Source organism: Actinomadura meridiana, from assembly GCF_039537545.1.
In the GTDB taxonomy this organism is placed as follows: Bacteria; Actinomycetota; Actinomycetes; order Streptosporangiales; family Streptosporangiaceae; genus Spirillospora; species Spirillospora meridiana.
Genome location: NZ_BAABAS010000026.1, coordinates 398,833 through 410,158, shown reverse-complemented (window position 1 = coordinate 410,158; position 11,326 = coordinate 398,833). Strand labels below are relative to the sequence as shown.

Genomic DNA, 11,326 nt, shown 5'->3' with positions numbered 1-11,326 from the left:
ACACCTCGCCAAAGCCATCCACGTCCTACAAGCCCACGAAACTCACGCCTCCTGAAAAAGGCTCATTGTTCTCGTTCGCCGTGGTGACCGCGTCGAAGTTCCGGTACGCCGAGGCGGGAGCGGCCACCGCCGTCACCTGCGCACTGGCCAGGATCACCAGACCCGCCAGCGTGGTGATCAGAAACCGCCATGGAGTCAACACGCGCCGTCGCGCTTCAGACATGGGCGCTCCTTTCGCCCCACCACCCGCCGCCAGAACCAGACCGGTGCTCGTCACCCTATGGACCAGATGAAGTGAACAGCGAAAAGGAAACCCGCGTCCGCCGGTAGAGCCGAATAGCCGATTGGCCTGGATCATCGCACCGAGCATCGAGAAACAAAACAGCCCATCTGACAAAAACCAGATGTCCAGTTATGGTCAGGCGGCCAAACACCGTTCCCAAAGGCGTTCGGGGATATTCGGGCTCAAGTAAGTCCCTTTCGAGCGCGGTCATGATCGCTGTGCGTCCCCGTCCGATGACGCCCCTCCACGCCGCCGCCGCCACGACGCGCAACCACAGCCGGGGCGAGTTCGTTGGGGAAACGTGGCACTCATCGTTTTCCTGACGATCCCCGGGCTGGTGATCGCCTTGGTCGCCTTCGCCGCCCTCGACCGCGCGGGCCTGTGGGCCAACCGCAGGTTCCACCTGCCCTGGAGAAGGGACGAGGTAGGCCGTCCGGTCTCGGCGGTCGCTGTCGGCGAACTGGACGCCTTCTTCCACGGCACACATCGCCACCAGCAGGAACAACGCCGCATGTCCCTGATCCTGCGAGACGAGGAGAACGACGGCGCGCCCCCACGCACCAGCGTCGACTTGGACGCCGGAACCGCCACCATCCGCCGCCCCCTCGACCCCGCCTGACCAATCCGCCCACGCACGACGACCCGTGGGACCTGTGCGCGGCCCTTGTGGTGACCCCGCCGTCACGCGGCCCCCGCGGGGGCGTTGCCGCGTGAGATCGCTATGACCTCGACCTCGATTCCGTAGCGGGCAAGGGTCCGGGTCAGGTGGGCGAGGGCGATCTGAGCATTCGGAAAGAGCGTCGTGGGGGTCAACGGAGTCTGACGGTTGAGCTTCATGGCCAGGACGACTTTCGTGGGACGCCAGCCGTCCGGAAGGTTCCGCGTACCGAGGCTCGTCTTACGGACGAGGTCAGCGAAGGATGCGCGGGCCTCTGCGCGCAGGTACAGCGCCTCGGCGGAGACGAGTGCCTGGCTGAACATGTGGCTGAACGGTTCGGTGCCCTTGCCGCCCTTCACGTGGACGAGTTCGTCGTGCGGCCCGAGCAGGTCGCACGGCTCGAAGCCCTGCGCGCCGTGGAACTCCGTCCGGGCATTCGTCCGGTCGAGGTTCAGGAAGCGGTCGGCGCCGAGCGAGTCCTGAACCCACTCGTTGTAGACGGCCTCGCCGCGTTTCTTCGAGCCCGGCAGCGGTTTCAGTCCGTCCCGCCAGGGCGGGAGGACGAGGCTGGGTACGGGTCTGAACAGTCCGGCGATCCGGCGCCGTACGGAGGCGAAGAACTCGGCACCGCCCTCGTACCAGGCGCCTTCGACGAGGAAGTACTCGCTCTCGCCCACCCGGACCGAGGCGGCGAGCCACTTGTCGGCCGCGGCCCTGCCGAGGACGCGCTGCCCGCGTTCGTCCTCGCACATCCGCACTTCGCCGCGGCGCAGCGCCCGGACGGCCGTGCACCGGCACTGGAGACGACAGCGGCGCAGGACGGCGTCCAGGTCGAGTTCGCCGCGGCACTGGCTCTCGGCCGCACCGATCTTGATGACATGGCTCTGCGCCTCATGGGCCAGGTCGGCGAGGTCCAGCGGGACCGCCGTGGCGAGCCGCACGTCCTCGTCGTCGTCGGTCGCGGCGCGGAGCCGCACCTCCAGACGCTTGTCGAGGTCGTCCAGCCGCCACTCGTCGCGGACGGGGGCGACGGCCTCGACGAACGCGAAGTCGTCCGGGACCGTGCGTGCGCAGATCTCGGAGATCCTGCGCAGCAGGACGACGAGCCGGTCGCGGTCGAGCGGGATCCGCAGCCGGAGCCCGGCCGATCCCTCGACCCGCAGCGCGCGGGTCCGGTCGAGTCCGAGATCCCCGGGCTCGACCATGCCCGCGAGCCTGCCGACGATCTCGGTGTACTCGCTCAGCCCGATGTGGCCGATGGGAATGCCGGACGGGACGTGGGTGGCGTCCTGCCTGCCGAGCCCGCTCATGGAACGCCGCACGACCGTGCGAACCTGCTCGGCGTCGACGGCCCGGATCGCGAAGCTCAACCCGAAACGGTGGTCCTTGAACTGTTCGGGAATGGATCGCCAGCCTCCCCCGAACCCGATCGCGTACCTTTCGCCGTTCACGTCGAGGAGCAGGAGCGCCCCGCAGTCGGCGGTCTCGTACTGGGGGAGTTCCCCGATGAGGTGTGTCGCGGGCTTGAGCCAGGGCACCGGGACGTGACCGCGCTGCCAGTGGAACGCCACGGCTCCAACGTCGGGGTACTCGGGGAAGACCATGTCGCTGGACGCGGCCTCGTCCAGATACGTCCCCTGCGACGTTTCCAGGAAGGCGTCCACGTCGGTCACGGCATCGGAGAGCCGGTAGATGGTCAGTTCGTGCGTCGGGTCGGGCATGGCGGACCTCCGGAGGAAGACGTCGTCCGGTCGGGTGACCGGTGGGGATCGGACGGGATGCGCGGCGGTCTCGCGGAGGCCACATCCCGTTGTAAACAGAGTCGGTCAACTTGTTAGCGTTGTCAACGCACTTCAGTATTGATCGCCCGCTCACGGCTGTGTACGTTGTCGCTATGACCGAGGACAAGGCGGTACTGGTGCCCCCGGCGGAGATCGCCCGGATGGCCGGGGTGACGCGCGCCGCCGTGTCGAACTGGCGGCGCCGTTACCCGGACTTCCCCGAGGCGGCGGGCGGTACGGCGGCGGCCCCGCTGTTCGCGCTGCCGGACGTCCGCCGCTGGATGGATCGCAGCGGCAAGGGCCAGCCGGTGGCGGACGAGGTCAGGCTGTGGCACGCGCTGCGCGCCGAACGCGGCGAGGACATGATCGGAGCCTTGGTCGCGGTGACGGCGGAACTGCGCGACGCACGCGCGGAGCGCCCGTTGAGCGGGCCCACCGCCGATCTCGTCGCCGACCTGGCGCGTGATCGGACGCCGGGGGAGCTCGTCCGGGATCTCGCCGCACGGTTCGCGGCATCGGCGAGCCACAACGCGAGCGAGCACGTCTCGACACCCGCGTTGGTGCGCGTCGTCCGGCATTTCGCGGGCCGGACCAAGGGGACCGTCTACGACCCGGCGTGCGGGATAGGCGACCTGTTGTTGTCCGTAGGCGGTGCCAAAGTGGCGGGACGTGTCGGACAGGACGCGGCGCCGGGGCTGCCCGAGTTCGTCCGGTCGAGGGCGGAACTGGAGGAACGACCCGGCACCATCGACGTCGTCCAGGGCGACGCGCTGCGCGACGACGGGTTCCCCCGCCTCAAGGCCGATCTCGTCGTGTGCGACCCGCCCACCGGTCGGCCCGACTGGGGACGCGAGGAACTCCTGCTCGACCCCCGCTGGGAGATCATGATCCCGCCGAAGGCGGAAGGCGACCTGGCGTGGCTCCAGCACTGCTACTTCCACACCGCTCCCGGCGGGCGTGCCGTGGTCGTCCTGCCCGCGTCCGCCGCATACCGCCGTTCGGGCCGCCGCATCCGCGCCGAACTGGTGCGCGGCGGCATCCTCCACACGCTCGTGGCGTTGCCGGGCGGCCTCGCCGCCGGGCACGCGGCCCCGGTGCATCTCTGGGTACTCCGCCGTCCCGTCCGCGCCCTCGGCCCGGACACCCGCGTCCGCATGATCGACCTGACGGACGCCGACCTCGATGGCCCGATCGATCCGGCCCCGGAGCGGGTCACCGATGTCCCGGTCATCTCCCTCCTGGACGAGGAGGCCGACCTCACCCCGGGCCGCCACGTCGCCGCCCAACTCGGCACCGCCGCCTACGAGAACGCTCGTGAACGGTTCGAAACACTTCTGAACGAGCTGCGGGGACTGCTGCCCGGCCTCCCCGAGGGGTCCGAGGACGTCGCCGCCACCGTGAACGTGTCCGAACTGATCCGTGGCGGCCTCGTCCGCGTCGAGGACGGCCGCCCCGTCTCCACCACGGACCAGCTCGACACCGACTTCCTGCTCGGTTTCCTCCGCAGCGCGGTCAACACCCGCCGCAACACCTCCGGTTCCGGCACCCACCGCGCCGACCCCCGCGGAGCCCGCGTCCCGCAGATGGACCCGGACCGGCAGCGGACGTACGGGGCGGCCTTCAGGGAACTGGAAACCTTCCTCCACCGTCTCGAAGAAGCGGCCAAGATAGGACGCCGGGCCGTGCAACTGGCACAGGACGGCCTCACGAGCGGGACACTTGAACCACCCGAAACGAAAGACGAGGACGACGAGTGAGCGTTGACCAGAACCTGTCCGCGTTCATCTGGTCAGTGGCGGACCTGCTCCGCGGGGACTACAAACAGTCGGAATACGGGAAGGTGATCCTGCCCTTCACCGTCCTGCGCCGCTTCGACTGCGTGATGAAGCCGACCCGCCAGGCAGTCTGGACCCGCGCCGACGCCTACCCCGGCGACGCGCCACCCGCGCTACTGAAGGCGGCGGCCGGACTGCCGATTTTCAACACGTCCCGCCAGGACTTCCAGACGATCGGCGCCGACCCGGCGAACGTCCGCAAGAACCTCGTCGACTACATCAACGGGTTCTGCGCGGAGGTCACCGAGATCATCGACCGGTACGCCTTCCACACGCAGATAGAGCGGCTGGACGCGGCCGGGCTCCTCTACCAGGTGGTGCAGAGGTTCGCCGACCCGAAACTCGACCTGAGCATGTCCCGCGTCAGCAACCACGACATGGGATACCTGTTCGAGGAACTGATCCGGAAGTTCTCCGAACTCTCCAACGAGACGGCCGGTGAGCACTTCACCCCGCGCGAGGTCATCGAGCTGATGGTCGAGCTGCTCCTCGCCCCGGACACCGAGGCGTTGCAGGGCCCAGGCAAGGTCATCGACATTCTCGACCCCGCCTGTGGGACGGGCGGAATGCTCGCCGCCGCCGAAGAGCACATCCGGAGCATGAACCCGGAGGGCGCGCGCATCAACCTGCACGGGCAAGAGCTCAACGCCGAGTCGTACGCGATCTGCCGCTCCGACATGCTGATGAAGGGCTACGACGAGAACAACTCGTCGATCGCCTTCGGGAACTCGTTCAGCAACGACGCACACGACGGCGAGGAATACCGCTACATGCTCGCCAACCCGCCGTTCGGCGTGGAATGGAAGAAGGTCGAGAAGTTCGTCAAGGACGAGCACAACGACTATGGCCACGCCGGACGCTTCGGCGCCGGGCTCCCGCGCATCAACGACGGCTCCTTCCTGTTCCTCCAGCACATGATGTCGAAGATGCGCCCCGTCACCGCCGACGTGGACGAAGACCTGAAGGGTTCGCGGATCGCCATCGTCTTCAACGGCTCCCCGCTGTTCACCGGCGGCGCGGGCTCCGGCGAATCGGAGATCCGCCGCTGGATCATCGAGAACGACCACCTTGAGGCCATCGTCGCCCTGCCCGACCAGCTCTTCTACAACACCGGCATCTCCACGTACTTCTGGATCGTCACCAACGACAAGGCACCACGGAACAAGGGCAAGGTCGTGCTCCTGGACGCCCGCGACCAGTGGACGAAGATCCGCAAGTCCCTCGGCGAGAAGCGCAAGGAGATCGGCAAGGACCAGCGCGCCCACATCTGCTCCCTCTACAGGAACGCTTTCGACATCGCCGCCGACCCTGCTCACCCGGACCATGCCAAGGTCAAGGTGTTCCGCAACGAGGACTTCGGCTACCAGCGCATCACCATCGACCGCCCGCTACGCCAGCGCTTCGAGGTCAGCGAGGAGACTCTCACCGCCCTAGCCGAGACGACGGCCGTCCAGAAATACGAGCTGCGGGACGAGTTGCTGACCGGCCTCAAGCCCCTCATCGGCACCTCGGAGACGGACCGGGCGAAGTTCCGCAACAAACTCTTCGCCACCTACATCGAGAACTCGATCACCGCCCCGCCGGACAAGGTCGACAAGGCCGCCATGACCGCCTTCGCCATCACCGATCCGGACGGCGAGATCCAGAAGACCAAGGGCAAGGTCGTCCACGACCCCGACCTCCGCGACTTCGAGAACGTCCCCCTCACCGAGGACATCGACGACTACTTCACCCGCGAGGTCCTCCCACACGTCCCCGACGCCTGGATCACCGAAACCAAGGACCCCAAGACCAAGGAATTGATCCGAGCCAAAATCGGCTACGAAATCCCCTTCACCCGCCACTTCTACACCTACACCCCACCCCGCCCCCTAGAAGAGATAGACGCAGAACTGAAGGCCATCGAGTCCGAAATCCAAACCCTCCTCACCCAGGTGACCTCGTGACCAACCGTTGGAATCTTGTGCGGCTGGGATATCTGTGTCAAATACAGTCTGGACTGACCGTAGACTCTTCTCGAAACCTCACAGGCGATGCGGTAAGCAGGCCGTATCTGCGTGTGGCAAATGTTCAAGCCGGACACCTCGACCTGAGTTCTGTCAGTGAGATCACTGTGCCGCGTTCCATAGCCTCTCGCAGCACACTCAAATACGGGGATGTTCTTATGACAGAAGGAGGTGACCTGGACAAGCTTGGGCGCGGCGCCCTCTGGCGCAACGAGCTAGAAGGATGTCTTCACCAGAATCATGTGTTCGCTCTTCGTCCTCTTCCTGGGAAGGTTGAGCCCAGATATCTGGCGCTGACAACTCAATCCCTGTATGCGCGGCACTATTTTGAAAGTACCGGCACTAAAACGACAAATCTTGCTTCAACCAATAAGAGCAAGATTCTCGACTTTCCGATTCCCCTCCCACCGCTGGAGGAGCAGCGGCGGATCGCAGACTTCCTCGACGCCGAGACCGCTCGCATCGACCGTATCGTTCAGTTGAGGGAAGACGCATCCTCGCTACTGAAGCAGCGAGAGCGGGCACTATTGGACTCTGAGGTTGAGTCTCTAGCCCTTCGCTTTGGTGTGCTTCCATTGCGTCGATTTATCTGCGGGATTGAACAGGGGACGAGTCCTCAGTGTGACAACGCCCCGGCGGGCCTAGGTGAATGGGGCGTGCTTAAGGTCAGCGCGGTTAAGGGTGGTCGATTCTTTGGTGAGCAGAACAAGAGGTTGCCCGAAGAAATGGATCCAGAGTCACAGTACGAAGTGCATGACGGTGACTTCCTGATCACCCGGGCAAACACACCGGCACTCGTTGGAGCCGCTGCTGTTGCAGAAAGACCTCGCAGACGCCTCATCTTGTGTGACAAAATCTTCCGGGTTCGGGTATCTGAAAACGTATTGAAGAAATACCTCGTTCTAGTTGCTCAAGGAACTCGAATCCGTGATCTATGCGCAGAGGGGTCCCATGGTACGTCGCAATCCATGGCAAATCTCAAGACTGATGAGATCAAGCGATGGCCGATACCGGTGGCTCCCCTTAAGGAACAAGAAGCGCTCGTTGAACGATGTGAATCCGTTTTGCAAATCAGTAGCGAGCTAATCGCTTCGATTGGAGCTCAAGTCGGTCTATCGGAGGAGAGGCGGCGGGCGGTTGTTACGGCGGCCGTCACGGGGGAGTTGGACGTGACGACCGCGCGTCGTGTTACGTGATGTTGGGTTGTCGTTGACCCAGCGAAGGCGAGTGAGCTTCGAGTAGCGGGCCGCCATGGACGGCGACCCGGAGCGGCTGCTGGTGGGGGCTTCGGTGACCGCTAGTTCCTGGGGGAGGAAGTGGGCACCGAGCACAGCAGCCGCTCCGGGAGTTCAGCGATGCCTGCCCATGTAACCGGCGTTGGTGATGGCCGTGCCTACGAAGAGGATCAGCATCCAGGCCGCGAAGCCGGTGAGCAGGGCAAGGGCAATGATCGCCAAGGTGAGGATCACAGGTTCTCCTCGATCTTGCGTTGGGCGGCGAGCGCCTCGCTGAGCATCTCGTAGGAATCCTCGGCCAGGGTCATGCATAGGCCGTGATAGAGCTACCGATCGCTCAGGGGACCGCCGAGGCGGGTGGCTATGAAACATTCCATCGTTGGGGGCTGGCGAATGTGCCAGGCCGGGTGCTGCTCCTGAAGACGAGCGCGTTCTTGATCGTTCACGGGTCGGATTCCCTGCGAATTGATTTGGCCGATGACAGGCGAGCTTCGCAGGCGCAAGTTACTCTGAGCTACGAACCGCTCACCCCCCACGAGCACCCGACCAAGTGAGGCGGCACCCCCGAACTGCGGGCCGACACCCGGGAGCACCCATGGCACCCTCGCGTGACACCAACCCCTCCGCCTTCCAGGAAGCGTTCGTCAACGAGCTGCGTGCGCGGCGCCAGGCGGACGGCATCTCCCGGAACAAGCTCGCGGCGAAGCTGGGCTGCACACCCCAGTGGATCGCCAAGGTCGAGACCTTCGAGAAGCCTCCGTCCGAGGGCCTCGCCGACGACCTGGACACCTACTACCAGATGGGCGGCACCTTCCACCGCATGTGGGAGAAGCACATAGAGGCTCGAAAGAGCGGGCTCATCCCGACTGCCTTCAAGCCGTTGATCGAGGCTGAGAAGGAAGCCGCGCAGATCGGTATCTATGAGCCGACCCTCATTACAGGCTTGTTTCAGACAGAAGAGTACGCCCGTCTCGTGTTTAGCAATGGACTTCAGTCGGACAAGGTTGACGAACTGGTTGCGATCCGCATGGAGCGTCAGGCGGTGCTGACTAGTCCTAAGGCGCCTTCGATCTTCCTACTGATTCGGGAGTCCGCTCTCCGTGACGTACCGCCAGAGGTTCGCCCTGGGCAATGCAAGCACCTGCTGGGGCTGGCTGAGCTGCCAAACGTTTCCATCCAGGTGCTCCCAGCCCATGCACATGTCTTCCAACCGACTGGCTTCCAGGTTCTGAGCTTTGAGAGGTCAGCGGACCTCGCGTACATCGAAGGCACCGGGGGCAATAGCCAGATGCTCTCAGACGCGGCAGCAGTGCTGAATCTTGCCGTACTGTTCAATGTGGCAAGATCTGAGGCACTCTCTGCGACGGAGTCCGCCGCATTGATACAGACCATCATGGAGGGCACATGAGCACCCCCGACCTGTCGTCCAGGAACTGGCGCAAGAGCACATACAGCGACTCCGAAGGCGGCAATTGCATCGAGGTTGGCGGCGTGGCCTCGATTGTGGCCGTCCGGGATTCGACGGATCCAGACGGCCCGGTGCTGGCGTTCGGTCGTGCGGCGTTCGCTGACCTGGTGACCGGCATCCAGACCGGACGGTACGACCGGTAGTCCGAGTTCGGGCGATGCGCCGGGGCCTCACACCACGACCGGGTGTGGGGCCCTCCGTCCGTCCGGTGGGCGGTCCACGTGTGGGACGCATCTGCGCCGCTCCAGAGGCTTTGCCCTGCTCATTCACGGTCCCGCGCGTTTGAGCGCGTTCCTCAGCCGGTCCGCGAGCAGAGCGAGAGCCGCGCCCAGTGCCACGCCGAGCAGAATCCCACGGTAGCGGCGGTTGCCGGGCTCCTGGTCTGGCCCTGTCTCTCGGTGGGGCGGGCCCTGCGCTTCCGCCGTCCGGTACGTCTCGTCCACGATCCGGTGGAAGCGGCGTTCCCTGCGGGTGGTGGACGTGGCGATGCGCGCCTCGCGGGCACCGGCCCAGAACCGGCGTCCGGGCTCGCCCCTGAACAGCGTGGACGTCACCGTACGGAGAAGGCGCTCGTCCATCGTCTTCAGCTCGAAGGACATCTGCCAACTGGAGAAGATCAGGTTCAGATAGATCTGCTGGCGGTCGGTCTCGGGATCGCGGCCGGGAGCGACAGGGCCCCAGGCTCGGCGGTAGGTCGGGTTCTCCATCGCCATTTTCAGTAACTCGAGATGCACGAGCCGCTGGCCGTGTTCCCGGTTAACCTTGGTGTCGCGCGCCTGGAGAACCAACGTGACCGTGATGCCGATCAGGGCGAACGCCGACAGCAACGCGGAGGCCGCGCCATAGGTCTGTCCGATGAAGCTGAGCCGCTCCCATCGTGCCGCGTCGCCCCGGAACACGTCGAGCGCGATCGGGGATGCTCCGACCAGTCCGACGGTGAGCAGGACGAGGAGGATTAGGAGGACGGTCGAACCGGTACGTCTGCCGCTGCCGGTGGGCGGTGTCCGTGTCACCCCTCAGAGTTGCGCGAGCGGTGGCGGGAGCGGGTCGATCTCCCTGGTGACGTAGGACGCGAGGTCTTCGCCCTTGTCCCAGAGCACGGCCATCTCGGCCCGGCACGCGCCGATGACCTCCTGGTCGACGATCCGCCGGGCGCCGTTGTGCACGCCCGCCTGGTCGTAGCCGACCTCATAGAGGGCGCCCGTTCCGACGATGACGACCTCGGGCAGGAGGCCGCCTTCCTCCTGGCCGTGGACGGCTTCCGCGTCCAGGACGCGTATGCCTTCACCGGCCTCGGCCCTGACCCGCAATGCCTGCATCTCCCACTGGAGGTAAGGGCTGACGGGACGTTCGACGATGCGAACCCTCCGGTACTCGAAGCCCACCGACTCGAACCGGCGCCGAAGAGCCCCGAGGGCCCGCGCCTCCATCCGCTGCGCCCCGTCCCAGTCGCCGCGCATGAAGGCGCGGTAGCCGTCGTCGTCCTCTTCCTGGAAACTTTGACGCCTTTCCAGCTTCCAGAAGAAGTCGTCAATCGCGGCGAACCGCGCCCCTGCATCGGACCGGTACTCCTCCGGGCCGAGAAACGTCGCCGGGAGGTCAGAAATCCTATTAAGCATCGGGGATATCCGGCTTGGCGGCTATTATCATGTTGCGGGGTAGGACAACGATCCGCTCATCGGCGCCGACGCTCACGCCGGAAGGCAACCGATCACGGTAGACCTCGGTCAGGTCGCGGCCTATGGCGGCCACATCACCGTTGGACAACTCCCACAGATCCGGACAGGTGAGGTCTTCCTTGGTGTCACCCAGTTCATGGGCGGACTTGCCCAGCCGCCGCATGAAATGCGCACGAGGGTCGGCTTCCCACATTCTCGAAATCCCCTTCAGATATACGGGAAGTGATTTGCCTCATATCATTTCATGATCGTGCTGTCCAGTCAATCTTCTGGCGGATGTCGCATTTTTCGGTTTCGGGAATAACGAGTTCCGGCCTTCCGTCAGGCGATCCCGTTGACGCCCGGGGTCAGTGACGGTCGGACCCCGGCACTCGCCGAGCG

At 65.2% G+C, this 11,326-nt stretch carries 11 protein-coding genes; 6 read left to right on the top strand and 5 right to left on the bottom strand.

Going from position 1 to position 11,326, the window contains the following annotated elements:
* Window positions 1-25: 25 nt before the first annotated feature.
* Window positions 26-223 carry a hypothetical protein gene (locus tag ABD808_RS33885; protein WP_344905917.1) on the bottom strand — a complete coding sequence of 66 codons (198 nt, stop codon included), beginning with the start codon at window positions 221-223 and terminating at the stop codon, window positions 26-28.
* A 361-nt stretch (window positions 224-584) separates the two neighbouring features.
* Between ABD808_RS33885 and ABD808_RS33880 the strand changes: the two genes are divergently transcribed.
* Entirely contained in the window at window positions 585-902 is a 318-nt protein-coding gene (locus ABD808_RS33880; RefSeq protein ID WP_344905914.1) for a DUF6191 domain-containing protein, read from the top strand.
* A 62-nt stretch (window positions 903-964) separates the two neighbouring features.
* On the opposite strand, the gene ABD808_RS33875 is transcribed toward ABD808_RS33880, so the two are convergent.
* Window positions 965-2,662, bottom strand: a complete 1,698-nt coding sequence (locus tag ABD808_RS33875; protein WP_344905911.1) for a DUF6119 family protein — start codon at window positions 2,660-2,662, stop codon at window positions 965-967.
* A gap of 173 nt (window positions 2,663-2,835) precedes the next feature.
* On the opposite strand from ABD808_RS33875, the gene ABD808_RS33870 reads away from it, so the two are divergent.
* From ABD808_RS33870 to ABD808_RS33850, 5 genes are all read left to right on the top strand, one after another.
* Entirely contained in the window at window positions 2,836-4,479 is a 1,644-nt protein-coding gene (locus ABD808_RS33870) for an HsdM family class I SAM-dependent methyltransferase (RefSeq protein ID WP_344905909.1), read from the top strand.
* A complete protein-coding gene (locus ABD808_RS33865; protein ID WP_344905907.1) occupies window positions 4,476-6,503 on the top strand; it encodes a type I restriction-modification system subunit M in 2,028 nt (675 codons plus the stop codon). The genes ABD808_RS33870 and ABD808_RS33865 overlap by 4 nt, the downstream gene beginning before the upstream one ends.
* Window positions 6,500-7,759, top strand: coding sequence for a restriction endonuclease subunit S (locus ABD808_RS33860; protein WP_344905904.1), 1,260 nt, complete (start codon window positions 6,500-6,502; stop codon window positions 7,757-7,759). Before ABD808_RS33865 ends, ABD808_RS33860 begins: the two co-directional genes overlap by 4 nt.
* A 634-nt stretch (window positions 7,760-8,393) precedes the next feature.
* The gene (locus tag ABD808_RS33855; protein WP_344905902.1) at window positions 8,394-9,206 is read left to right on the top strand and encodes a helix-turn-helix domain-containing protein; all 813 of its coding nucleotides are present in this window, start codon (window positions 8,394-8,396) and stop codon (window positions 9,204-9,206) included.
* Window positions 9,203-9,409, top strand: coding sequence for a DUF397 domain-containing protein (locus tag ABD808_RS33850; protein WP_344905899.1), 207 nt, complete (start codon window positions 9,203-9,205; stop codon window positions 9,407-9,409). The genes ABD808_RS33855 and ABD808_RS33850 overlap by 4 nt, the downstream gene beginning before the upstream one ends.
* Window positions 9,410-9,532: 123 nt before the next feature.
* On the opposite strand, the gene ABD808_RS33845 is transcribed toward ABD808_RS33850, so the two are convergent.
* Genes ABD808_RS33845 through ABD808_RS33835 form a run of 3 tightly spaced genes read right to left on the bottom strand, consistent with a single transcriptional unit; the run spans window position 9,533 to window position 11,138 of the window.
* Entirely contained in the window at window positions 9,533-10,279 is a 747-nt protein-coding gene (locus tag ABD808_RS33845) for a DUF6082 family protein (RefSeq protein ID WP_344905896.1), read from the bottom strand.
* A 3-nt stretch (window positions 10,280-10,282) separates the two neighbouring features.
* The gene (locus tag ABD808_RS33840) at window positions 10,283-10,885 is read right to left on the bottom strand and encodes a DUF6879 family protein (RefSeq protein ID WP_344905894.1); all 603 of its coding nucleotides are present in this window, start codon (window positions 10,883-10,885) and stop codon (window positions 10,283-10,285) included.
* Window positions 10,878-11,138 (bottom strand): hypothetical protein, encoded by a 261-nt coding sequence (locus ABD808_RS33835; protein WP_425549006.1) that lies wholly within the window; start codon window positions 11,136-11,138, stop codon window positions 10,878-10,880. The genes ABD808_RS33840 and ABD808_RS33835 overlap by 8 nt, the downstream gene beginning before the upstream one ends.
* Window positions 11,139-11,326: the final 188 nt, after the last annotated feature.

What these genes read in the sequence shown, in the direction of transcription:
- ABD808_RS33885 (WP_344905917.1), bottom strand. Translation starts at nt 223, where the DNA reads ATGTCTGAAGCGCGACGGCGCGTGTTGACTCCATGGCGGTTTCTGATC.
- ABD808_RS33875 (WP_344905911.1), bottom strand. Translation starts at nt 2,662, where the DNA reads ATGCCCGACCCGACGCACGAACTGACCATCTACCGGCTCTCCGATGCC.
- ABD808_RS33870 (WP_344905909.1), top strand. Translation starts at nt 2,836, where the DNA reads ATGACCGAGGACAAGGCGGTACTGGTGCCCCCGGCGGAGATCGCCCGG.
- ABD808_RS33855 (WP_344905902.1), top strand. Translation starts at nt 8,394, where the DNA reads ATGGCACCCTCGCGTGACACCAACCCCTCCGCCTTCCAGGAAGCGTTC.
- ABD808_RS33850 (WP_344905899.1), top strand. Translation starts at nt 9,203, where the DNA reads ATGAGCACCCCCGACCTGTCGTCCAGGAACTGGCGCAAGAGCACATAC.
- ABD808_RS33840 (WP_344905894.1), bottom strand. Translation starts at nt 10,885, where the DNA reads ATGCTTAATAGGATTTCTGACCTCCCGGCGACGTTTCTCGGCCCGGAG.
- ABD808_RS33835 (WP_425549006.1), bottom strand. Translation starts at nt 11,138, where the DNA reads ATGTGGGAAGCCGACCCTCGTGCGCATTTCATGCGGCGGCTGGGCAAG.